This is a genomic window from Sphingopyxis sp. GW247-27LB (assembly GCF_002277025.1).
In the GTDB taxonomy this organism is placed as follows: Bacteria; Pseudomonadota; Alphaproteobacteria; order Sphingomonadales; family Sphingomonadaceae; genus Sphingopyxis.
The window spans coordinates 813,955-835,701 of the sequence record NZ_NIWD01000008.1 but is presented as its reverse complement, the minus strand read 5'-3'; the positions used below and the strand labels follow the sequence as shown (position 1 = coordinate 835,701).

The window sequence follows — 21,747 nt, the reverse complement described above, 5'->3', positions numbered from 1 at the left end:
CGTTCACGCCGCGGCGCGCCACGGCGCGGCGCGGCCGCGCTGCGCGGGGACGAGCGCGTCGGCGCGGGTCCATTCAAAATCGGCGCACAACCTTTTCAGCTTGTCAGCCATGGCTGACAAACCGCTGTAATGGCGTATTTTCGATTTCAGCGGCGCATTGGCGACGCGCGGCTGGCCGGGGTCGATTTCCCACGGATGAAAATAGAGGATCGCCGGGTGCCCCTCGGCATTCATCCGCCCGATCGCCCAGCGCGTGAAGCCATAGGGAAGCAACCGCATGAAGCCGCCGCCGCCCGCCGCCAGCGTGCGGCCGAGCGCGCGCGCGGTCGTCACCGGCCATTCGACAAGATCGCTGCCCTCGACCGGCCGCCACGCATGGCGCGGGCTTTGCGGCCAGCCATAATGATCGTGGACCACCGGCGCCACGCTCGACGAATAGGCATAGCCCTGCTCGGCGAGGACCGGATGCGCCCACGGCGTCCGCGCGTCGATCGAAAAGCTCGGCGCGCGATAGCCGCGTACCGGGGTCCCGCCCGCATCCTCGAGGATGGCGCGCGTCTTCTGAAGGTCGGCGGCGAATTCGCCGGCGGTCATCGCAAAGACGCGCTTGTGGTCATAACCGTGGCTGGCGAGCTCGTGCCCCGCCGCGACGATGCGCTTGATCAGCGCCGGATAGCGTTCGGCGACCCAGCCGAGGGTGAAGAAGGTGCCGGTGACCCCGGCATCGGCGAAAATCTGAAGCACCGCGTCGCAATTCCCCTCGACCCGGCATTCGAGCCGCGGCCAGTCGGCGCGGTCGATCGTGCGCTCAAAGGCGCCGACGTGGAACCAGTCCTCGACATCGACCGACAAGCTGTTCTGCATCATCCCTCACCTTCGTCGATCCCGTTGGCCGGGCGGCGCCTCAGGCCGCCCAGGTCTGCGATGCCGCCGGATCGGGCGCGTTCGCCGGGTCGCGCTCGACCCAGTCGATCAGCAGGTCGAGCACGCGGCGGAGCGCCGCGTCCTGATCGGCGATACGCGCCTCGAGCCCGGCGATCTGGCGCTCGAGCGCGACCAGATGCGCGTCGTCGATGGGCGCGGGTGTTTCCTCCGGGATCTCGTCGGCCGCCGCTTCCCACACGCGCGGTTCCGCAGCCGGAACGGCTTCGGGTTCGGGTTCGCAGATATCGGCGGGTGCGAGGCCAAGCTGTTCGGCGACGAGCGAGCGCGCCTCGGCAAAGCCCCCATCGCCGTAGTGCGGCGACGGTGCCACGACCGGCTCGGTCTCTTCCGGCGCCATCGACGCGGCGAGATCGAGCGGTCCGGCCTCGGGCGCCGCGAAGGGCGCCACCGCCAAGGGCTCGGCGGCGACGGGCGGAGCGGGCCATTCGAGCACGGCTGCGGGTTCGGCGACGGGCGCCGGCGCCTCGACCGGCAGCGCAACCAGCGTCGCCTGGTCGATCCCGCGATCGGCCTCGATCTCGCTCACCACATCGCGGACGTGCGCGCCGGTGATGCGGCCAAGTTGCTCGACCGCGCCATAGAGCAGCAGCCGGCTGACCAGCACGTTCAGCTTGCGCGGGACGCCCTCGCTATAGTCGAAAATCTCCTCGAACGCGTCGGGGCTGAAGCTGGGGTTGCCCGTCCAGCCGACCTTGCCGAGGCGATGAAGGATATAGGGCTCGACCTCCTCGGGCTCCATCGGGTCGAGGTGATGCGTCGCGATCACCCGCTGACGGAGCTGTTCGAGCGTCGGCGAGTGGAAGAGCGTCTGGCGGAATTCGGGCTGGCCGAGCAGGAATATCTGCAAGAGCGAATGACCGCCGAGCTGGAAGTTCGACAGCATCCGCAGCTCTTCGAGCGCCGAGATCGCGAGATTCTGCCCCTCGTCGACGATCAGCAGCGTGCGCCGCCCGGCGCGCGCCTGTTCGCGCAGATATTGCTCCATCGACCGCAGCAACTCGGCCTTGCTCTGCCCTTCCCATTCGAGCCCGAACTGCTCGGCGACGAGGCGGAGGAGGTCGTCGCCCTCGACCTGCGTCGACACCAGCTTGACCGCGGTCAGGCGGTTGGGGTCGATCGTGTTCATCAGATGGCCGACCAGCGTCGTCTTGCCCGCCCCGACGTCGCCGGTGATGACGATGAAACCCTCGCCCTGCGCGAGGCCATAGCCCAGATAGGACATCGCCTTCCTGTGCGTCCCGCTCTCGAAATAGAAATGCGGGTCGGGCGTCAGCTGGAAGGGGCGTCCGGTGAAGCCATAATATTGATCGTACATCGCTATTTCCCTTTGGGGTCCGGATCAGAAATTGTAGCGGAGACCGACCAGCGCCGAGCCAATCAGTTCGCTGGCGAAGCCGTCCTGGTCGAAGGCGTTGAGCGACGCCGCGGCGGTGCCGGTCAGGTCGCGCCAGAAGCGCCGCGAATAAGCGGCCGCGATTCCCGCCGACTGCATGTCGCCGACGCCCGCCGCGCCATTGTCGAAATAGCTGACATAGCCCGACAGGCTGAGGTCGGAATCGGCGTCGAGCTGGCGGCCTGCGGTCAGGAAGAGATAATAATTCTCGTCCTTGATGCCGTTGAGCGGTGCGAGCACCGAATTTTCCGGCACGAGCAGGCGGCGCTGGTCATAGCCGATGCCGACGCCATAGCTCCAGCGGCCGAAGCGCGACGAATAGAGCGCCTGGACGCCGCGATTGCGGAACTGGAGACTGGTCGTGCTGCCGAATTGCGGATTGAGGCAGCCCGCGCCTTCCTCGCCGAACACGCAGGGGTTGATGCTGCTGTCGATCGGATTGCGCGTCGGGTCGAATTGGGTCGGCAGCGACGACAGCCCGCTCGACAGACCGCGGCCAAAGCTCGACAGCCCGTCGTAGACGCCGACCTGGACCATCGTCGCATGGTCGGGGCGGTAGGAAAAGCTGCCGGTATAGATGGTGTCGCCATAGCGGCGGCCGACGCGCGCGGTCAGCGAGGTGCGGCGGCTGGGCCGCCACATCACGCCCGCGTCCCAGATCAGCCCGTCGGTATCGAACGACAGCTGGCGCGGCTGCGACTTGTCGGTGACGAAGCGACCGTTCGCGTCACGCACCGGCACGCCGTTCGGGTCGAGCACCGGGTCGCGCTGGCTGATCTCGATATCCTCGTAACCGACGCCGCCGAGCAGTGCGACCGTCGGGCCGATCGGCACCGTGACGTCGGCGCGCGCATATTTGCCCTCGAAACGCTGGTCGAGCTGGCTCGCATCCTCGCGCTCGTAACCGCCCGACACCTGCCAGCCGAACGGCAGGTCGCCCGGCCGCTGGCCGACGCTCGCCCAGGCGACATGGTTGGTCGAACTGTCGAAATTGCCGCCGGGGACATTGCCCGATCCGTCGACGTCGACCTTGGTATAGCCGAAGCGATAGCCCGCGCCGACGTCGAGGCTGCCGACGCGCTGCGCCAGCGTCGGACCCGCATAGACCGAATAGATGTCCGCGACATTGTCGCCGCCGGTGATGAGGCCGCCGATGCCGCCGCCGTCGGCGCGCGTGCGCGTCGCGAGCGCCCCGCCCTCGAGATTGAGGCCGCGCGCGACCTCGACCCGCCCGCGTGCGAGGCCGCTGATGATGTCGGCGTCGCCGAGCCCGCCCGATTCGCCGAAGCGATGCTCGTAGCGCAGGGTTGCCGCCACTTCGGCGCGGCGCGTGACGATGGCCGCGTCGACGCCCGCTGCCACCGTCGTATAGGTGAGGACGTCGCGATCGCCCTTGAGGTCGGCGGTGAGCACCTGCCCGACTTCGAGATAGGGGCTGACGTCGACCTGGCGTTGCTTGCGCTGCCCGCCGCGCTTGGCGTCGCCACCGTCGGACGAGGGCGCCGGGGCCGAGGCGCCCGGCGCCTCGCCGCCGCCCGACCCCGCGTCACCCGAGAATTGCGCCTGCGCCGTACCCGCCGTTCCGGCAAGCAACAGCGCGGCGAGCGCCGCGGTGCGGCGCATGAGATTGCGGTTGGTGCGCATCAGGACGCGCCTCCTTGTCCATAATAGGTGCCGAAGCGGCGGCCGCCGGGCGAATATTTGACCCCGTTGAGGAGGAGCTGGATGTGCAGGCACGCGCCCATCAGCCCGATCGCGTCGCGCAGCGAGGATTCGAGCGTTTCGTCGGCGCGCACGACCATGATCAGCTGGCCCACGTGCCCCGCGAGCACCGCGGCGGGCGAGGCGGCAAGCACCGGCGGCGAATCGAGGATCAGGATGCGCCCCGGCGCGCCGGCCTCGAGCTGCGCGAGCAGCGCCTCGGTGCGCGCCGAGGCGAGCAATTCGGTGTCGTGCATATGCTGGGTGCCCGCCGGCATCACCTTCAGCCCCGCGATGTCGGTCTGGATCAGGCAGTCGCCGAGCGGCAGGTGCGGATCGGCGAGCGCGTCCATCAGCCCCGGCCCGTCGTCCAGCCCCAGCGCCTCCAGCACGCTCGGCTTCGCGATGTCGGCATCGATCAGCAGAACGTCGTGATCGGCCTCGACCGCAAGGCTCAGCGCGAGGTTGACGGCCGAAAAGGTCTTGCCCTCGCCCGGATTGGCCGAGGCGATCAGGACTCGGTGGCCGCGCGGCAGCACCGGGCGCCCCGGCGCGCCCGTGAAGTTGCGGATGATCTCGCGCTTCACGATGCGATATTCTTCGGAAATGCCCGTCACCGGGGCACCGGGCACGATCATTCCGCGCGCCGCGAGCCGGTCGCGGTCGATCGTCCCCTGCCGCGTCGGCACGACCGCGGGCGCGGCGCGCGCGACCTCCTTGCGCGGCGAGGGCTTGACCGTCGGCGCGGCCTCGACGACCGGCTCGGCCGCGACGGCGGATGCGGCTTCCGGGGCGGGTTCGGGTTCGACGACCGGCTCGGCCTTCTTCGCCTTCTTCTCGGGCTCGGGCGGCAGGCCGCTGACGTCGATCGTCGGCGCGCCCGCGGCGGGATCGATACCGAACAGGTCGGCAGCGCGTTCGAGCAGCGAGGGCTGGCGCTTGACGGGGCGATGTTCGTTCATATCCTGTCCCCTCAGGCGACCATGCCGCGCTGGACGAATTCGGCGACGAGCAGCAGCGCATAGAGCCCGACGAGCGCCCCGCCGCCGCTGGCGAGCCAAACGAGTTTCTTCTTGCGCTCGACATGGCGCTCGGGTGTCACCACTTCGGTGATCGAGCCGATGACCGGCAACCCGCTCGCGCGTTCGAGGCGGGCGGCGGTCGGATAGCTCGCGCGTACCTGGGCGAGCCCGAAGGCGGCACCGATACCGCCGCCGATCCCCGCCAGCAGCACGAGCGTCAGGAACAGCGGCCGGTTGGGTGCGGCAGGGCTCGTCGGCTTCGAGGGCGGGTCGAGCAGCTCGACCTTGATCGCGTCGGTTTCGGTCTGCACTTCGCCGCGCAGCCGCACCTGCTCGCGCTGGCCGAGCAGCTTGTCATATTGCGCCTTCAGCGCGGTATATTCGCCGTTGATCCGGTCATATTCGGCCGCGATGCCGGGGTTCTGGATCTGCTGCGAGGTGATCTTGGCGATATCGCCAGTCAGCTGCGCCTTGCGCGCGCTGAGCGCGCTCACCGTCGCCTGGCGCTCGGCGCGCATCGCGGCGAGCGAGGCATAGGCGGGATTCTGCGCGTTGCCGCCGCCCCCGCCGCTGCCTTCGCGGTCGGCCTGCGCCTTCAGCGAGGCGATCTGGCTCTTGATCGCGATGATGTCGGGGTGCGCATCGGTCAGTCCGCGCGCGCGCATCGCGGAGAGTTCGTTCTGCGCCCCCGCAAGCTGCTGCCGCGCGACGCCGGCGCCGGTCGCCGACATCCCCGGGACGTTGATCGTCGCGGGGGTCGAGGCGAGCTGGCCATTGGTGGCCGCGAGCGACGCCTGCGCCGCGACGAGCTGCGATTCGATCTGGTTGAGCTCGGCGCGCGCCGCGTCGACACGCTGCGCGGGTGAGCCCGACCCGCCGGGAATCAATCCGATATTCTGCGCCTCGAACGCGGCACGGCGCGCTTCGACCTCGCGCAGCGCCTTTTCGCGGTCGGCGATCTGCGCGTCGAGGAATTTCAGCCCCTCGCGCGCGTCCATGCGCCCGCCGCGAAGCTGGTCGTCGCGGAACACGGTGATCAGGCTGTCGAGCACGCCCGAGGCGAGCTTCGCATTGTCGGCGTCCGACAAGCTGCCAACCGCGATGCTCGAGGTGATTTCGAAGATATTGTCCTGCTGCGGAACGACCTTGATATTCTTTTGCAGCATCGCGACCGCGCCCGCCTTTTCGCGCTCGCCCGCGCCCGCGGGAAGCAGGCCCGTCGTCACCCCGACCTTCTCCAGATTGCGCGCGCTGGTCAGCGTCCCGCGAATCTCGTCGAGCTGCCGCCGCCCGCCGAGCGGGCCGCCCTGCGCGTCGTCGGGAAGGATCTGGTTGATGTCGACCAGGAGCCGCGCGCGCGAATCATAACGGTTGGGGATCGACGCGACCGCGAGCCAGCCGAGGATGCAGATGCCCCAGGCGACCGCCAGCACCAGCCAGCGGCGCGTCCACACGCTATGCAGCGCCACCCGGAATTCGTCGTAAAGGCTGTTCATCGGTCGGGGTCGATCCTTGGAAGGGTTGAGCGTGGCGGTGGCCGCGGCCTCGCGTCAGAACATGCTTTCGGGAATGATGATGACGTCGCCCGGCTGCAGCCGGACGTTCGCCTTGATGTCGCCGCGCTTGATCAGGTCATTGAGGCGCAGCGCATATTCGTGCTGCTTGCCGCTGCCCTTGTCGAAGCGGACGAGGCGCGCCTTGTTGCCCGCCGCATATTCGCCGAGCCCGCCGACCGCGATCATCGCGTCGAGCACGGTCATGTTGGCGCGGAACGGGATCGACGCGGGTTTCTCGGTCGCGCCGACGATCCGCACCTGTTGCGAGAAGGTGCTATTGAAGCTGGTGACGATGACGCTGACGATGGGGTCGGTGATATATTGGCTGAGCTGGAGCTTGATGTCCTGCTGCAGCATCGTCGCGGTCTTGCCGACTGCGGGCATGTCGGTGATCAGCGGCGTGGTGATCCGCCCGTCGGGGCGCACCTGCACCTTGCCTCCGAGTTCGGGGTTGCGCCACACGAAGATCTGCAGTTCGTCGAGCGGGCCGATGATATATTCCTCGCCCGGTCCTTCCTGGTTCGCGACGAAATTGGCGCTGGGAAGCTGCGGCGCATTGCCGACACCGCCCGCGCAGCCCGTCAGGGCGGTGGCGGCGATGCCCGAGATCAGCGCGGCGCGCGCGGCGCGAAGCGAGGGGAAGGACGTCATGTTCAAATCACCTTTCGACCGGCCGGGGAGGCGACCGCGGGCCAAAGGCTCGCGGCGACAGCCATTGCGTCAGCCTCAGCCATCACCGAAAAGGGTGAAGATACCGTTAGTATTGGAATAAGTTCGCGCCGCGCCCGTCGGCTTTCGTTCCGTTTCGGGACAGAATCGGCGTGGTGTTCAGACGAGCATTTCGCCCGCCGGCCCCTGCCCCAGGAAGGCGGCGGGACTCGCCGAGGCGCCATAGGCGCCCGCCTGGAAGATCGCGACCAGATCGCCGACCTCGGCGCGCGGCAGCGCGACCTGGTCGCCGAGGCGGTCGAGCGGGGTGCAGAGGCAGCCGACGACCGACACCGTCTCGACCGGCTCGGCGCCGAAATGACTGGCGACCGCGATCGGATAGTTGCGGCGGATCACCGTCCCGAAATTGCCGCTCGCGGCGAGCTGGTGGTGGAGGCCGCCGTCGGTGACGAGGAAGGTTTCGCCGTGGCTGACCTTACGGTCGACGATGCGCGCCAGATAGACGCCCGCTTCGGCGACCAGCCAGCGGCCGAGTTCCATTGCGAAACGGCTGCCCGCCAGCACCGGATCGCGCGCCGCCAGCGTCGCGCGGAGCGCAGCGCCGACCGCCGCCACATCGACCGCCTGGTCGCCGGGGAAATAGGGCACACCCATCCCGCCGCCCAGATTGACGAGCGGCGGCACCGCGCCGATCTCGTTCGCGAGCCGCGCGGCGAGCGCGACCGTCTGCGCCTGGGTGTCAGCGATCGCGTTCGCATCAAGCGCTTGCGATCCCGCGAAAATATGGAAACCCTGCCAGTCGGCGCCAGCGTCGATCAGACGGCGGACGAGCGCGGGCACCGCCTCGGCATCGACGCCGAAGGGCTTGGCTCCGCCGCCCATCTTCATCCCCGAGCCCTTGAGGTCGAAGTCGGGATTGACCCGCACCGCGAGCCGCGGCGTCATGCCGCGACGCGCGGCGATATGCAGCGCGCGCTCGGCTTCGCCCGTCGATTCAAGGTTGAGCGTCGCGCCCGCAGCAATCGCCGCTTCGAGTTCGCGGTCGCGCTTGCCAGGGCCGGCAAAGCTGATGTGCTCGGCCGCCATGCCGCTCGCCAGCGCCGCCGCGAGTTCGCCCCCCGACGCGACGTCGAACCCGTCGACGATCCCCGCCATATGGGTGAGCAGCGGCGCGAAGGGGTTGGCCTTCATCGCATAATGAAGCTGCACTTCGGCGGGCATCGCCGCGCGCCATTCGGCGGCGCGCGCCGCGAGCATCGCGCTGTCATAGACAAACAGCGGCGTGTCCCCGGCCCTGTCGGCGAGCGCATCGGCGCGGTGGCCACCGATCAGCAGCATGCCGTCCTCGTCGGCGGCGTAGCCGGGGGGGATCGGGCCATGCGGCTTCATGCCGTCACTTTTCCGTCCCATTCGGCGGCGATCGCGACGCGGTCGAGCTTGCCGTTGGGATTGCGCGGCAGCGCCTCGCGCCACTCGATCGTCTGCGGCTGCATGAAGTTCGGCAGATTCCGGCGCAAATAGGCCGCCAGCCCCTCGGCATCCTCCGCGCCGCCCTTGCCGCGCACGATCAGGACGATCGCGGCGCCGAGCCGCGGATCGGGCACGCCGAACGCCACCGCCTCATAGATCAGTCCCGAGGCGACCGCGGCGTCCTCGACCTCGGTCGGGCTGACGCGGTTGCCCGCGGTCTTGATCATCGCATCGTCGCGGCCGACGAAGGTGAGGAGGCCGTCGGCGTCGCGCCGCACGGTGTCCCCTGACCAGACCGCCGGTCCTCCATAGATAGACGAAGGAGGCGCGGGCTTGAATCGCTGCGCAGTGCGCTCCGCATCCTGCCAATAACCCTGCGCCACCAGCGGCCCGCAATGGACGAGTTCGCCCGGCTCGTCGTCGGCGGCGATGCTGCCGTCGGGGCGGCAGACGAGGATTTCCGCATGTGGGATCGCGCGGCCCATCGAGGTCGGATGACGGGCGACGAGCGCGGGGTCGAGAAAGGTCGAGCGGAACGCCTCGGTCAGCCCGTACATCGGATAGATGTCGGCTTTCGGGAATGTGGCGCGCATCGCGTCGATCAGCGACGGCGTCAGCGCGCCACCACTGTTGGTGAGGCGTCGCAACAGCGCCGCCGTCTCGGCGGGCCAGTCGCTCTCGACCAGCTGCACCCAGAGCGGGGGCACCCCCGCGAGCGTCGTGATGCCATGCCGCGCGACCGCCTTCACGACGTCGCGCGGAGTCAGATAGTCGAGCGGCGCGACCGCGGCTCCGGCATGCCAGGTCGACAGGAGCTGGTTCTGCCCATAGTCGAAGCTGAGCGGCAGCACCCCGAGCACGCGGTCGTCGGGCACGATCTTCAGATAGGAAGCGACGCTCTCCGCCCCCAGCCACAGATTGGCGTGGCTGAGCATCACCCCCTTCGGCCGCCCGGTCGAACCGCTGGTATAGAGAATCGCGGCGAGATCGCCGGGCTCGGCGAGCGACGGCGGCAAGCCTTCGCCGCCCGAATCGATCACCTCCTCGGCGATCGTCAAATCCTGCAGCGCGCAGGCTTCGGGGCGCCCGCCGCCAAGCGAGTCGGCGCGCGAACCATTGGTGATCAGCAGCTTCGCGCCGCTGTCGGCCAATATATGCTGGACCTGCGGCGCCTTGAGCAGCGGGTTGACCGGCACATGGATCAGCCCGGCGCGCGCCGCGGCGAGCGGCATCAGGCACGCCGTCCGCGTCTTCGCGCTCCAGCTCGCGACGCGCTCGCCCGGCCCGCCCGCCTGTCCGAGCAGCCACGACGCGAGCCGCCCGACCCCGGCGTCGAGATCGGCGAAGCTGGTGACCCGATCGCCGATCAGCAGCGCAGGCGCGCCCGGCGCGCCGCGGCGGGCGAGATGGTCGATCGGACAGGAGGACGGGCTTAGGGCTTTGGTCATCGGCTGTTAGGAGAGTGGTGATAGAGCGCCCCGTCATGCAAGGGAACGGTGAACATCAGGCTAATGATAAGGCGCTGCCCGCCGCAGCGCGCGGCGCCGGCTTCGCCTCGCCCTTCGACCGCGCTGCGTGGTTCGACCTGCTGGCGGCGCACGGTTTCGCGCCCGGCGGGCGCTTCGACGCGTGCGGCGCCGCGGGCGATACGACCGCGTGGCTGCCGCTCCGCGTCGAGAAGCCGGATGCGCTGGCGGGGCTGGCCAACTGGTACAGCTTCGCGATCCGGCCACTCTACACCGGCGAAGAGGGCCGCGCCGCCGCGCTCCGCGATTTGTTCGCGCGGCTCCGCAAGCGGGCGGCGCGCCTGATGCTCTATCCCGTTCCCGATAGCGAGAAGGACGGCATCGCCGCTGCGATGCGCGATGCTGGCTGGTGGGTTCGCGCCGCGCCGAAGGGCGACCGCCACTGGCTCGACCTCGCCGGGCTCGACCATGACGGCTGGTGGGAGAGCCGGCCCGGCGCGCTACGCAGCACGGTCAAGCGCAAGGCGAAGAAAGGCGTCGTCGACATTTCGCTCCAGAGCGCCTTCGATCCCGCGGTATGGGAAGCCTATGAGGCCATCTATGCCGCAAGCTGGAAGCCCGAGGAAGGCGATCCCGCGCTGCTGCGCGCCTTTGCCGAGGCCGAGAGCGTGCGCGGTACCGTCCGCATGGGGCTTGCGCGGATCGAGGGCGCGCCGGTCGCCGCGCAGTTCTGGACGGTCGAGGACGGCACCGCCTTCATCCACAAGCTCGCGCATGTCGAGGACAGCCTGAAAGCCTCGCCGGGCACTTTGCTGTCGGCGGCGCTGTTCCGCCATGTGATCGAGGTCGACCGCGTCGCCCGCGTCGATTTCGGCACCGGCAACGACGCCTACAAGCGCGACTGGATGAACCGGCACGAGCCGCTGTGGCATATCGAGGCTTTCAATCCGTCGCGCATCGCGGCATGGGGGCCGGCACTCAAGGCTTTTGCGCGCTCGGCGCTCGGGCGCGCCTGAAGGATATGCTCGTGACCGATACGCCTGCCACCGCCGTCGATGCCACCTTGCGCGCGCTGCTTGCCGATGTCCTCGGCCTCGGCGAGGCACGCGCCGCCGCGCTGACCGCCGACAGCGGCCTGTTCGGCGAACTGCCCGAATTCGATTCGATGGCGGTCGCCACCGTGCTCACCGAAATGGAGGACCGGCTCGGCATCCTGATCGACGACGACGAGGTCGACGGCGAGATTTTCGAAACCTACGGCAATCTGCTCGCCTTTTCGGTGCGCAAGGTCGCGGGCTGAGGCGAATCGCGGGGGCGCATGGGCGAATATCAACTGCGCATCGACCCCGCCGGCCTCCCCCGCGCGACCATCCTTTTCGTTCCACCGCTGTTCGAGGAAGCGAACCGCACGCGGCGCACGCTCGTGCTCGCGATGCGCGCGCTCGCAGCGGAGGGCTTCGCGGCGCTCCTGCCCGACCTGCCGGGACAGAATGAAAGCCCCGTCCCGCTCGTCGAGGCCGACCTGACGCGCTGGCGCGACGCGCTCGCCGAGATCGCGCACGGCATCGACGGCCCGCTGATCGTCGCCTCGCTGCGCGGGGGCGCGCTGATCGACCATGCGGCCAAGGCCGCAACATGGTGGCGGCTGGCCCCCGCCAGCGGCGCGTCGCTGCTCCGCACGCTGCTCCGCGCCCGCGTTTCGGCCGATCGCGAGGCGGGCATCGCCTCCTCGCTCGATAGCCTGCAGACCGAAGCGGCGTCGGCACCGCTGCTGCTCGCCGGGAATCTGCTGTCCCCCACGATGATCGCCGAACTCGCCGCCGCCGAGGCGCAGCCGGTCGAGCCGCTGCGCAGCGTGGCGCTCGGTGCCGAGGGCATCGCGGGCACGCCGCTGTGGCTGCGCGCCGAGCCCGGCGAGGATACAGGCATGGCGCAGGCGATCGCTGCCGACATCGCCGCATGGAGCCGGTCATGCGGCATCATCTGAGCTTTCCCTGCGAGGGCGCGGCGCTCGCCGCGACACTCGACGAAGCGCCGGGAACCACCGGGCTGCTGATCGTGTCGGGCGGCAACGAGATCCGCAGCGGCGCGCACCGCGGCATGGCGATGCTGGCACAGCGAATCGCCGCGGCGGGTCATCCGGTGTTTCGCTTCGACCGCCGCGGGATCGGCGACAGCGAGGGCGCGAACGGCGGCTTCGAGACGAGCGGCCCCGACATCGCCGCCGCGATTCCCGCGTTCCGCGCCGCCGCGCCGCACGTCGCGCGCATCGCCGCCTTTGGCAATTGCGACGCCGCGAGCGCGCTGCTCCTCCACCGGCCGCTCGGGCTCGACGCGCTGATTCTCGCCAATCCGTGGACCTATGAAGGCACGGCCGACGAGGAGGCGAGCGAAGAGCCCGCCCTGCCCCCGGCCGCGGCGATCCGCGCGCGCTATCTGGCGCGGCTCAAGGATCCGAAAAGCCTGCTTCGGCTGCTCAAGGGCGAGGTCGATCTGAGGAAGCTGCTGCGCGGCGTCGCGGCGCTGGGCCGGAAAAAGCCGCGGGCCGCGCCCGACAGCCTCGCCGCGCGTCTCGACGCCGCGCTGGCCGCGCTCCCCTGCCCCGTGACGATTCTGCTCGCCACCGGCGACCGGACGGCGCAGGCTTTCACGGAGGCGTGCCACCCCGGCGCGGTGCCCGTCGAATGTCTCGACAGTCCTTCGCACAGTTTTGCGGGTGCCGATGCGGAGTGGCTGGCGGCGCGGATATTGGAAAAACTAGGCTGGCGATAGCGTCGGCTTTGGGGTGGGAGCTGCCATCCAACCTCGTCATGCTGAACTTGTTTCAGCATCCATGGCCGGGTCCCTCCTTCGGCGCCGCGCCCAATTCAAGGGCAGGCCATGGACCCTGAAACAAGTTCAGGGTGACGAAGAATGAAAGGTCCGCTTCTGGTCGCTAGCGGACGCTCCCCAATGCTCGCGACGCGCCTGGCGCCCATTTGTGGAGCGCAACGATTACCCGCCAACCGGCCAATGCTAAGATGGCCAAGCCCACCGGAAGCAGCAACTGCAACAACACGTTCGGCGAAAACGACGTGAGGACTACCTCAATAAAGACCACCCATGCCGAGGTTCCGAGCAGTATGGCGATTATGAACGCAACGGCGAAACGGCGAATCCATATCCTCATTAGCGAATGATGAGCTTTAGACGCCATGTCCGCAATCGGTCGGTTCCTGCCGTTCCGACTCCGCCTACGCATCCACCATCGCGTGATATTCCGCCTCGGCCAGAAACCGCTCGGCGTCGAGCGCCGCCATGCAGCCCATGCCCGCCGCGGTCACCGCTTGGCGGTAGACCTTGTCCGTCACGTCGCCCGCCGCGAACACGCCGGGGATCGCGGTCAGCGACGTGCCCGGCGTGACCTCGAGATAACCGTCGGCGTCGAGCGGCAGCTTGCCCTTGAACAGCTCGGTCGACGGGCTGTGGCCGATCGCGACGAAGCCGCCGTCGGTCGGCTCGTGGCTCGCCGCGCCGGTGACGGTGTCGATCAGGTCGACCCCGACCAGCCCCGCCGTGCCCTCGCCCGCGACGAAGCGGTCGACCGTCTTGTTCCACAGCAGCTTGATCTTCGGATTGGCGAACAGACGGTCCTGCAGGATTTTTTCGGCGCGCAGCGAATCGCGGCGATGGATTAGCGTCACATCGTCGCTGTGGTTGGTGAGGTAGAGCGCCTCCTCGACCGCGGTGTTGCCGCCGCCGATCACCACCACCTTCTTGCCGCGATAGAAGAAGCCGTCACAGGTCGCGCAGGCCGACACGCCCTTGCCGCCGAGTTCCTGTTCGCCCGGAACCCCCAGCCATTTCGCCTGCGCGCCGGTCGCGATCACCAGTGTTTCGGCGACATAGACATCGCCGCCGTCGCCGGTCAGCCGGAAGGGCCGCTCGTTCAGGTCGACATCGACGATCGTGTCCCAGATCATGCTCGTGCCGACGTGCACCGCCTGCGCGGTCATCTGTTCCATCAGCCACGGACCCTGGATCACCTCGGCGAAGCCCGGATAATTCTCGACGTCGGTGGTGATCGTCAGCTGCCCGCCCGGCTGGAGTCCCTGCACGACGATCGGCTGCATCCCCGCGCGCGCGGCATAGATCGCCGCCGACAGGCCGGCGGGGCCGGAGCCGAGGATGAGCATCTTGGTGTGGTGCGTGGTGGGCATGACGATCCTTTGCGGCCCTGTGCCGGACAGCACAGATGGGTGTTGCCAATCGCGCTAGCAAGGCTCACCTTCCGCGCCAAGGGGGAGTCGCGCAGATGCCGAGCTGGTGGGAGCGTCACGGGGTACCGCGCCTGATTAAATGCGCCTGTTCGCAGGGGCAGATCATGAAGCTGCGCAGCCAGGTCGTGCCGCAGGCATCGGGCGACGTGCTGGAGCTCGGCTGCGGCGGCGGCATCAACATGGAATTCTATGACCCCGCCCGCGTCGCGCGCTTCAGCGGCCTCGACCCGTCGCCCGAACTGCTCGCGATGAGCCGCGCGGCGGCGCAGGCGCGCGGGATCGACGCCGACATCCGGGGCGGCATCGGCGAGGCGATGCCGTTCGAAAGCGGACGCTTCGATACCGTCGTCACCACCTTCACCCTCTGCTCGGTCGCCGATCCCGCCGCGGTGCTCGCCGAGATCCGCCGTGTGCTCAAACCCGGCGGCACTGCGCTGTTCCTCGAACATGGCGCCGCCCCCGACGCCGGCGTCGCGAAATGGCAGCGGCGGATCGAACCGCTGTGGAAGCGCATCGGCGGCAATTGCCACCTGACGCGCCCGATCGCCGATGCCTACGCCCGCGCCGGCTTCGCGGTCGACCGCCGCGGGGCGCGCTATATGCCCAAGACCCCCCGACCCTTCGGCTGGGTCGAATATGGAGCCGCCCACGCATCGTAGAGAGGATGCCGCGATGACCCGATTCTGGCTGACCCTGCTCTCCCTGTTGTTCCTCCTCGCGCCGACGGCGGCCGAAGCGCGCAAGGTCGCGCTGGTGATCGCCAACGCCGCCTATGCGCACGCCACGCCGCTCGCCAACCCGGTCAACGACGGCAAACTCGTCGCCGACGCGGCCCGGAAAGCGGGGTTCGACGACGTCACTATCGCCGACAACCTGACCAACAAGGCGTTTCAGGACGCGATGCGCGACTTTCGCGCCAAGGCCGACGGGGCCGAGGTGGCGATGGTCTATTTCGCGGGGCACGGGATCGAGGCGCAGGGGAAGAACTGGCTGGTCCCGGTCGATGCCGAGCTGAAGTCCGACCTCGACCTGCCCTATGAGGCGATCAACCTCGACCGGTTAATGGAGGCCGTTTCCGGGGCGCAGATCCGGCTCGTCGTCCTCGATTCGTGCCGCAACAACCCGTTCGGCAAGAATTGGCGCTCGGGAACCCGCGCCATCGCGCGCGGACTCGCGGGGGTGGAGGCCGACGATGTGCTGGTGATCTTCGCCGCCGCGCCGGGCCAGACCGCCAGCGACGGCACCGGCGGCAACAGCCCCTTTGCGGAGGCGCTCGCGCGGCGCCTGCCGCAGCCCGACCTGCCGGTGCAGCTGCTCGGCGGCGCGATCCGCGACGATGTGCTCGCCGCGACCGGCGGCAACCAGCGCCCCTTCGTCAGCGCGAGCATCACCGGCACGCCGGTCTATCTGGTTCCGCGCACCGTCGCGACGCTCGTCGCCCCGCCGCCCGCCGCGCCGGCGACCGACCGCGCGGTCAGCGAGGAACTGCTCTGGAAGGGCGCGCTCGCCGAAAGCAGCGTGCGCGCGTTCAGCGCCTATCTCTCCGAATTTCCGGGCGGGCGCCATGCAGCCGACGCCTCCGACGCGATCGCGCGCCTGCTTCAGCCGAGCGCCGACGGCGCGGTGCGCAGCGGCCAGTATCGCGTTTCGGACATCGTCATCGAATGCGTGAAGGTCACCGGATTCCTGGGGCTTCCTGATCAGCTTTTCCTGCGCTTCGGCGGCGACCAGCGTTTCCCCGAGAGCAAGAAGGACAGCTATACGATGAAAAAGGGCCAGCGCTGGGTCATCCCGCGCAGCTTCGATTTCGACGGCAATTCGACGGTCCAGTTGCTCGAGGACGACGATGTCGGCGGCAGCGACATCCTCGGCACGATCGATCTCGAACCGCGTACCGGCAGCTTCGTGCGCACCTTGAACGGCGATCGCAGCGAATATCGGGTGACCTATCGGGTCAGCGCGGAGTGACGGCGCGAGGCGACGACAGGCAGCGACCGATTGCGGACGTTGCGGCTGCCTCGGCCACGGTATAGATAATGCCTTGGCTCGGAGGAGACATTGCTGTGAAACCAAAGGATAATTGGTCACTGCTAATGGCGTTCGTGATGATAGGCTTGGGTTGGGTGGCCTTCGACCGTATCGTCGAGAATTGGACGTGGCCTATATTTGTGGCGTCCGCTTGCCTCCTTTTTTACCGAGCATATCGACCAAGAAAGGAAAACTCACATTAGGTCATAACATTCGCTTCCCACCCCCAAAGCCGCCGCGCGCTCAACCTAACCCTACTCCCCCTCTCCCACCTCGACCAGCCCATGCCCGACGCTGACGCGCTCGTCGAAGACGAAACAGCTGCCGCGCCAGCGGCTCTCCCCCGCCGGTACCTGCTCGAGATAAGCGAGGATGCCGCCCTTCAAATGGACGACATCCTCAACGCCTTCGCTCTTCAGGAAGGCCGTCGATTTCTCGCAGCGGATGCCGCCGGTGCAGAACATCGCGATGCGCTTTCCCGCCAGGCGTTCGGCGTTGGCGCGCCACCAGTCGGGAAAATCGCCGAAGCTTCTGGTATGCGGGTTGAGCGCACCTTTGAAACTGCCGTAACCGACCTCGAAATCGTTGCGCGTGTCGATCAGCACGATGTCCGGATCGTCGACGAGCGCATTCCAGTCGGCCGGGTCGACATAGGGTGCGGCATCGCGCGCGGGATCGATCCCCGCGACCTTCATCGTCACGATTTCCTTCTTCAACCGCACCTTCATGCGCTGGAACGGCAGCGCGGCGGCGGTCGAATATTTGACGTCGAGATCGGCGCAGTCAGGCAGCGCGCGGATATGCGCGATGACGGCGGCAACGCCCCCGGCGCTCCCCGCGATCGTCCCGTTGACCCCCTCGCGCGCGAGGAGCAGCGTGCCCTTGATCCCCTGCGCCGCGCAGAGGTCGATCAGCGGAGCACGCAGCGCGGCGGGATCGTCGAATGGCGCGAAGCGATAGAGGGCGGCGACAGTGAAGCTCATGGCGCGGCTCATAGCCGTGCCCCGTTCCGAACAAAAGTCTCCGTCACCGAAACGGGTCGCTCCTCCCCGTCGCATAGTGCGCCATCGCCATCGTGGTCCATTGCGCGTTGACGCGAATGCAGCTCGGGAAGACGCTCGCGTCGGTGACGAGGACATTGGTTGTGCCGTGGACGCGGCATTCGGGGTCGACGATGCCGTGTTGCGGATTCTCGTTGATCGCATTGCCGCCGTGCGGATGGCTGCTCGACAGCGTCACATCGTCGGCCTCGCGGATCGCGTCCTCGAAGAAGGCATCGATGTCCATGTCGGGGGTCACCGTCTGCCCGACCGTCAGCGCCGGGTAGCATTCGATCGCGCCGGCGGCGAAATGCACCTTGGTCAGCGTCGCCATCGCGCGGCGCAGCATCGGCAGGTCCTCCTCGGCGTCGAGCTGGAATTTCAGCTTGCCGTCCTTCACGCGCCCGCGGCGGTCGGCGGGGAACAGGATGCCCGCCGAATGGACGCGATCGTAATTCTTCATCCGCGCGCTATGGTCGGCGAACCAGCCGGGCATCAGCGAGGCCATCGCCATCGGCGGCTGAAAATGGCTTTCGAGCAGGAAGTCGCCGCAATCGACATAGCTCGACATCTGGTCCTCGTCCCACGCGTCGCCGCCGACGCCCTCGGGCATCAGCGCCACGACGGGCGACGCGACGTTGAGCGATACCTGATGACCGGTCCTATCAATATCGCTGCGGTCGAGCAGCTTCGACGAGGCGATCGTGCCGCAGGCGACGATCACGCCGACGCGGGCGCGAACCAGCGCCTTCGATCCGTCGGGCAGCACCAGCTTCACCGCCTCGGCCTCGCGCCGCCCGTCGATCGCGGTCTGCCAGACGATCCGGTCGGCCTTGGTGCCGGGCAGGATGCGCGCGCCGAAATCGCGGCACGCCTCGGGCAGATAGGTCTGCGCCATCCCCATCCGCCGCCCATAGGCGCAGCCCGAATTGCAATAGCCGCAATAGGCGCAGGCGGTCGGCGTGTTCGGCGGCCCGAAATTCTTCGCGAACCAGTCGGCGACCGCGCGCCGCTCCCTGGGATCGGTCGAGGCGGCGGCGTGCGCAGCCCAGCCGTTCAGGAGGTGCGGGCCATTATGACGCCCGCTGCGCGGTTCGATCTTCGCGATGCCCAGCTTCGCCTGCACCGCGTCATAGCTCGCGTGAAAGGCCGCCGCGTCGATCGGCGCCCCCATGTTCGCCCATCGGGCGAGAATGTCGGGCGCGTCGGGATGGGTGCGCCCCGCCTCGTTGACGCGCAGGCAGATGCCGTTGTTGATCGTCGACGATCCGCCGACGCAGCGCCCCTGGAACACCACGAAATCGCGGTTGGTCGAGGTTTGCAACGCGCCGTGCTTGAACAGTTCGGCGACCATGTCGAGCTCGTGGTGGGTGATGCGCGGCGAGGGGTAGAAGGGCCCAGCCTCGACGATCAGCACCCTATAGCCCTGCGCCGCCACGTTATAGGCCGCGACCGCGCCGCCCGCGCCCGACCCGACGACGATCACGTCATATTCGGGTTCGAGGTCGGCGGCGTCGAGCACATGCGCGGGATCGATCTCGCGCCCATCGACGCGAGTGATCGGCATCTCGCCCGCGCCGCGCGCGCGAAACTTCGGCAGGGTGAAGCCGATCTGGGCGTGCACCGGATTGGCGACATTGGCGTCCTGGTCGCCGGGCTCGGTCCCCGGCTGCCAATGGCCGTAATAGCAGGCGTAGATGATCCCGCGCAGCCGCGCCATGTCCTGGAACAGATCGAACTGGCTGTTCTGCAGGCGGTGCCGGATCCGCTCGGCCCGCGTCTCGACATCGACCGCCGCGAACAGCGGCCCGAGCACGATCTCGGTCGCGGTCAACGACAGGCGAATCTCGTCGAGCTTCGTCCCGCCGACCTTCGCGAACAGCTCGCAGACATTGGCAACCACCTGATCGGCCGAGATCGCCATTTCGGCCTCGTGGAACAGCGCCTCGGTCAGCGCCTTCAGAAATTTGAGCTGCCCGAAATTGAACGGTGCCGTCATCGCCCTGCCCCCCCTTTGCCCTTGATCGCAGATGCCGGTTTATAGCCGGCCGAGGCAAGGCGTATTGTACCGGATCGCCAGTTAAGCCGCTGCCTCCACGGGCAGGAACGGCCGCACCGTCGCCATCGCCCGCGCAATATAAAGCTCTTTTTCGCCTACCGGCGCGACATAGTGCAGCGCCGCCTCGGCCGCGGGTTCGCCCGCGAGCCGCGAAATGATCCACGCTGCGAGATATTGCGACGCCAGGCAGCCGCCGGCGGTCGCGACATTGCCGTGCGCGACAAAGGGCGCGTCGAGCACCTCGACCCCCGCTTCGATCACCCACGGCTTGGTGGTGAGATCGGTGCAGGCAGGCAGGTCGCCGACCAGCCCCAGCTTGGCGAGGAGCAGCGTCCCCGAACATTGCGCGCCGACCAACTGGCGTTCGGGTTCGAGCCGGATGCGCGCCAGCAGATCGGCATCGGCGGCATAGTCGCGTGTGCGGACGCCGCTGCCGATGATCACCGCATCGGCCTCCGCGGCGAATTCCAGCGGCTTCTGCCGCGCGACCGTCACGCCGTTCATCGAGGTCACCTGCGGCGTCGGCGCGGTGATATGCGCCGCCCAGCCCTGTCCGCGCAGCCGGTTCAGGATCGCGGCGGCGACGAAGCTGTCGAGCTCGTTGAAGCCGTCGAACGTCAAAACCGCGATCTGCATCTCATCCTCCGATTGGGAACCGGAGGCTGATCTATCATTCGGGGGCCGAAAGCGAAATGTCCGTTCGGATCAGCGAATGGCGATCGTCAGGTGCGCGATGGAATCGAGATCGGCGAGGCGCCCGCGGAGTTCGGTCTCGGTGACCCGGCCCTCGACCTCGACGATCGCGGCGCGCGCCTGCGGCCCGACGCGCCAGACGTGCAGGTCGGCGAGGCGCAGCCCCGCCATCGCGTCGATCCGCTCGCGCAGCGCCGCGGCGAGCTCCGCATCGGTTTCGTCGAGCAGGATCGCCGCGGTGTCGCGCATCAGGCTCCACGACCAGCGCGCGATGACGATCGCGCCGACGATGCCCATCGCCGGATCCATCCAGCGCAGCCCGAGATAGCGCCCCGCGAGCAGCGCCGCGATCGCGAGGAGCGAGGTCAGCGCATCGGCGAGGACATGGAAATAGGCCGAGCGAAGGTTGTTGTCGTGCCCATGATGGTGATGGCCTTCGGGACCGTGATCATGATCGTGGTCGTGATGGTGCCCGTGATGATGCCCGCCCATCAGCAGCAACGCGCTGACGATATTGACCACCAGCCCCAGCACCGCGACGAGCGTCGCACTGCCGAAATCGACGCGCACCGGGTCGATCAGCCGCAGCACCGATTCGACCGCGATCCCGATCGAGAAGATGCCGAGGATCAGCGCCGAGGCGAAACCCGTCAGGTCGCCGACCTTGCCGGTGCCGAAGCTGAAGCGCGGATCGTGCCGATGGTTCTTCGCATAGCGATAGGCGAGCGCCGCCAGCCCTAACGCCCCCGCGTGGGTCGCCATATGAAAACCGTCGGCGAGCAGCGCCATCGATCCGGTCCAGTACCCCGCCGCGATCTCGCCGACCATCATCACCGCGGTCAGTGCGACGACCCACAAGGTCCGCTTTGCATTTTCGTCGTGCGAAGCGCCGAGAAAGTCGTGAATATGCCGGGTGGCCGGAGAATCGCCGTCGGACATCGCCTCGCCCTATTTCGCGTAGCGGCGGATCACCGCCAGCAGTTCGTCGGCGCCCGCGGCGCGTTCGGCGTCGCTGAGCCCGGGCAGCGCGACATGCTCGGTCAGGTGCTCGGCGATCACCTCGTCGAGCAGCCCGTTCACCGCCCCGCGCACCGCGGCGACGCGGTGCAGGACGGTGGCGCAGGGCTCGTTCGCGGCGAGCGCCTTCTCGACCGCGGCGACCTGGCCGGCGATGCGGCGGACGCGGGCGAGAAGTTCGGGGCGGGTGGCGAGATGACTCATACCATACCCCCCTATAGTATATTTTCATCCCGCGCAACCGGTCGTTCCGCGTCGCTGGAAATGATTTTACGATTTGGCCGTGGCCATAGTTGCCGCAATGGTTCCCCAATGGCGCAAAAAGGGCGCAAATCTGCGCCATTAGCGCCCGCTCACGGCCAAAGTGTATGTTCCAGCGCTTCCTCAATCAAAATGACGCATTTCTGGGCTTGTCGATGCGGCGCCAGC

At 68.2% G+C, this 21,747-nt stretch carries 20 protein-coding genes; 6 read left to right on the top strand and 14 right to left on the bottom strand.

Annotated elements, in window-relative coordinates:
- Nucleotides 1-3: 3 nt before the first annotated feature.
- From CD928_RS11510 to CD928_RS11475, 8 genes are all read right to left on the bottom strand, one after another.
- Complete coding sequence (locus tag CD928_RS11510; protein ID WP_095387182.1) at nt 4-867, bottom strand: XrtA system polysaccharide deacetylase; 864 nt, start codon at nt 865-867, stop codon at nt 4-6.
- 37 nt (nt 868-904) lie between these two features.
- Nucleotides 905-2,260, bottom strand: a complete 1,356-nt coding sequence (locus tag CD928_RS11505; RefSeq protein ID WP_095387181.1) for an XrtA/PEP-CTERM system-associated ATPase — start codon at nt 2,258-2,260, stop codon at nt 905-907.
- Nucleotides 2,261-2,284: 24 nt separating this feature from the next.
- Nucleotides 2,285-3,982, bottom strand: coding sequence for a hypothetical protein (locus CD928_RS11500; RefSeq protein WP_095387180.1), 1,698 nt, complete (start codon nt 3,980-3,982; stop codon nt 2,285-2,287).
- A complete protein-coding gene (locus CD928_RS11495; protein WP_095387179.1) occupies nt 3,982-5,001 on the bottom strand; it encodes a P-loop NTPase in 1,020 nt (339 codons plus the stop codon). Before CD928_RS11495 ends, CD928_RS11500 begins: the two co-directional genes overlap by 1 nt.
- 11 nt (nt 5,002-5,012) lie before the next feature.
- Nucleotides 5,013-6,557, bottom strand: coding sequence for an XrtA system polysaccharide chain length determinant (locus CD928_RS11490; protein ID WP_095387178.1), 1,545 nt, complete (start codon nt 6,555-6,557; stop codon nt 5,013-5,015).
- 54 nt (nt 6,558-6,611) lie between these two features.
- The gene (locus CD928_RS11485) at nt 6,612-7,268 is read right to left on the bottom strand and encodes an XrtA/PEP-CTERM system exopolysaccharide export protein (RefSeq protein WP_095387411.1); all 657 of its coding nucleotides are present in this window, start codon (nt 7,266-7,268) and stop codon (nt 6,612-6,614) included.
- Between the two features lie 177 nt (nt 7,269-7,445).
- Nucleotides 7,446-8,675 (bottom strand): pyridoxal-dependent decarboxylase, exosortase A system-associated, encoded by a 1,230-nt coding sequence (locus tag CD928_RS11480; RefSeq protein WP_095387177.1) that lies wholly within the window; start codon nt 8,673-8,675, stop codon nt 7,446-7,448.
- Entirely contained in the window at nt 8,672-10,204 is a 1,533-nt protein-coding gene (locus CD928_RS11475; protein WP_095387176.1) for an acyl-CoA ligase (AMP-forming), exosortase A system-associated, read from the bottom strand. The genes CD928_RS11480 and CD928_RS11475 overlap by 4 nt, the downstream gene beginning before the upstream one ends.
- A gap of 35 nt (nt 10,205-10,239) precedes the next feature.
- Between CD928_RS11475 and CD928_RS11470 the strand changes: the two genes are divergently transcribed.
- Genes CD928_RS11470 through CD928_RS11455 form a run of 4 tightly spaced genes read left to right on the top strand, consistent with a single transcriptional unit; the run spans nt 10,240 to nt 12,994 of the window.
- A complete protein-coding gene (locus tag CD928_RS11470; protein ID WP_095387175.1) occupies nt 10,240-11,238 on the top strand; it encodes a GNAT family N-acetyltransferase in 999 nt (332 codons plus the stop codon).
- Nucleotides 11,239-11,249: 11 nt separating this feature from the next.
- Entirely contained in the window at nt 11,250-11,522 is a 273-nt protein-coding gene (locus tag CD928_RS11465) for an acyl carrier protein (protein ID WP_255247122.1), read from the top strand.
- Nucleotides 11,523-11,540: 18 nt separating this feature from the next.
- The gene (locus CD928_RS11460; protein WP_095387173.1) at nt 11,541-12,209 is read left to right on the top strand and encodes a hypothetical protein; all 669 of its coding nucleotides are present in this window, start codon (nt 11,541-11,543) and stop codon (nt 12,207-12,209) included.
- On the top strand, nt 12,194-12,994 hold the full coding sequence (locus tag CD928_RS11455; RefSeq protein ID WP_095387410.1) for a hydrolase 1, exosortase A system-associated: 801 nt from the start codon (nt 12,194-12,196) through the stop codon (nt 12,992-12,994). Before CD928_RS11460 ends, CD928_RS11455 begins: the two co-directional genes overlap by 16 nt.
- A 461-nt stretch (nt 12,995-13,455) precedes the next feature.
- On the opposite strand, the gene trxB is transcribed toward CD928_RS11455, so the two are convergent.
- Nucleotides 13,456-14,421, bottom strand: coding sequence for a thioredoxin-disulfide reductase (gene trxB, locus CD928_RS11445; protein ID WP_095387171.1), 966 nt, complete (start codon nt 14,419-14,421; stop codon nt 13,456-13,458).
- 95 nt (nt 14,422-14,516) lie between these two features.
- Between trxB and CD928_RS11440 the strand changes: the two genes are divergently transcribed.
- Nucleotides 14,517-15,140 (top strand): class I SAM-dependent methyltransferase, encoded by a 624-nt coding sequence (locus tag CD928_RS11440; RefSeq protein ID WP_095387170.1) that lies wholly within the window; start codon nt 14,517-14,519, stop codon nt 15,138-15,140.
- A gap of 13 nt (nt 15,141-15,153) precedes the next feature.
- The gene (locus CD928_RS11435) at nt 15,154-16,449 is read left to right on the top strand and encodes a caspase family protein (protein WP_176473548.1); all 1,296 of its coding nucleotides are present in this window, start codon (nt 15,154-15,156) and stop codon (nt 16,447-16,449) included.
- A gap of 314 nt (nt 16,450-16,763) precedes the next feature.
- Here the strand turns inward: CD928_RS11435 and CD928_RS11430 are convergent, their stop codons facing one another.
- The 5 genes from CD928_RS11430 to CD928_RS11410 form a co-directional block, all read right to left on the bottom strand.
- Nucleotides 16,764-17,492, bottom strand: coding sequence for a rhodanese-related sulfurtransferase (locus CD928_RS11430; protein WP_095387409.1), 729 nt, complete (start codon nt 17,490-17,492; stop codon nt 16,764-16,766).
- 43 nt (nt 17,493-17,535) lie between these two features.
- Entirely contained in the window at nt 17,536-19,548 is a 2,013-nt protein-coding gene (locus CD928_RS11425) for a GMC family oxidoreductase N-terminal domain-containing protein (RefSeq protein WP_095387168.1), read from the bottom strand.
- Nucleotides 19,549-19,629: 81 nt separating this feature from the next.
- Complete coding sequence (locus CD928_RS11420) at nt 19,630-20,244, bottom strand: DJ-1/PfpI family protein (RefSeq protein WP_095387167.1); 615 nt, start codon at nt 20,242-20,244, stop codon at nt 19,630-19,632.
- Nucleotides 20,245-20,313: 69 nt separating this feature from the next.
- Nucleotides 20,314-21,240: a CDF family Co(II)/Ni(II) efflux transporter DmeF gene (gene dmeF / locus CD928_RS11415; RefSeq protein ID WP_095387166.1), complete on the bottom strand. Its 927-nt coding sequence runs from the start codon at nt 21,238-21,240 to the stop codon at nt 20,314-20,316.
- A 9-nt stretch (nt 21,241-21,249) separates the two neighbouring features.
- Complete coding sequence (locus tag CD928_RS11410) at nt 21,250-21,522, bottom strand: metal/formaldehyde-sensitive transcriptional repressor (protein ID WP_095387165.1); 273 nt, start codon at nt 21,520-21,522, stop codon at nt 21,250-21,252.
- Between the last annotated feature and the right edge of the window lie 225 nt (nt 21,523-21,747).

Bases quoted from the DNA above. Each gene is read 5' to 3' on its own strand.
- CD928_RS11510 (WP_095387182.1), bottom strand. From the start codon at position 867: ATGATGCAGAACAGCTTGTCGGTCGATGTCGAGGACTGGTTCCACGTC.
- CD928_RS11505 (WP_095387181.1), bottom strand. From the start codon at position 2,260: ATGTACGATCAATATTATGGCTTCACCGGACGCCCCTTCCAGCTGACG.
- CD928_RS11500 (WP_095387180.1), bottom strand. From the start codon at position 3,982: ATGCGCACCAACCGCAATCTCATGCGCCGCACCGCGGCGCTCGCCGCG.
- CD928_RS11495 (WP_095387179.1), bottom strand. From the start codon at position 5,001: ATGAACGAACATCGCCCCGTCAAGCGCCAGCCCTCGCTGCTCGAACGC.
- CD928_RS11490 (WP_095387178.1), bottom strand. From the start codon at position 6,557: ATGAACAGCCTTTACGACGAATTCCGGGTGGCGCTGCATAGCGTGTGG.
- CD928_RS11485 (WP_095387411.1), bottom strand. From the start codon at position 7,268: ATGACGTCCTTCCCCTCGCTTCGCGCCGCGCGCGCCGCGCTGATCTCG.
- CD928_RS11480 (WP_095387177.1), bottom strand. From the start codon at position 8,675: ATGAAGCCGCATGGCCCGATCCCCCCCGGCTACGCCGCCGACGAGGAC.
- CD928_RS11475 (WP_095387176.1), bottom strand. From the start codon at position 10,204: ATGACCAAAGCCCTAAGCCCGTCCTCCTGTCCGATCGACCATCTCGCC.
- CD928_RS11470 (WP_095387175.1), top strand. From the start codon at position 10,240: ATGCAAGGGAACGGTGAACATCAGGCTAATGATAAGGCGCTGCCCGCC.
- CD928_RS11460 (WP_095387173.1), top strand. From the start codon at position 11,541: ATGGGCGAATATCAACTGCGCATCGACCCCGCCGGCCTCCCCCGCGCG.
- CD928_RS11455 (WP_095387410.1), top strand. From the start codon at position 12,194: ATGCGGCATCATCTGAGCTTTCCCTGCGAGGGCGCGGCGCTCGCCGCG.
- trxB (WP_095387171.1), bottom strand. From the start codon at position 14,421: ATGCCCACCACGCACCACACCAAGATGCTCATCCTCGGCTCCGGCCCC.
- CD928_RS11440 (WP_095387170.1), top strand. From the start codon at position 14,517: ATGCCGAGCTGGTGGGAGCGTCACGGGGTACCGCGCCTGATTAAATGC.
- CD928_RS11435 (WP_176473548.1), top strand. From the start codon at position 15,154: ATGACCCGATTCTGGCTGACCCTGCTCTCCCTGTTGTTCCTCCTCGCG.
- CD928_RS11430 (WP_095387409.1), bottom strand. From the start codon at position 17,492: ATGAGCTTCACTGTCGCCGCCCTCTATCGCTTCGCGCCATTCGACGAT.
- CD928_RS11425 (WP_095387168.1), bottom strand. From the start codon at position 19,548: ATGACGGCACCGTTCAATTTCGGGCAGCTCAAATTTCTGAAGGCGCTG.
- CD928_RS11420 (WP_095387167.1), bottom strand. From the start codon at position 20,244: ATGCAGATCGCGGTTTTGACGTTCGACGGCTTCAACGAGCTCGACAGC.
- dmeF (WP_095387166.1), bottom strand. From the start codon at position 21,240: ATGTCCGACGGCGATTCTCCGGCCACCCGGCATATTCACGACTTTCTC.
- CD928_RS11410 (WP_095387165.1), bottom strand. From the start codon at position 21,522: ATGAGTCATCTCGCCACCCGCCCCGAACTTCTCGCCCGCGTCCGCCGC.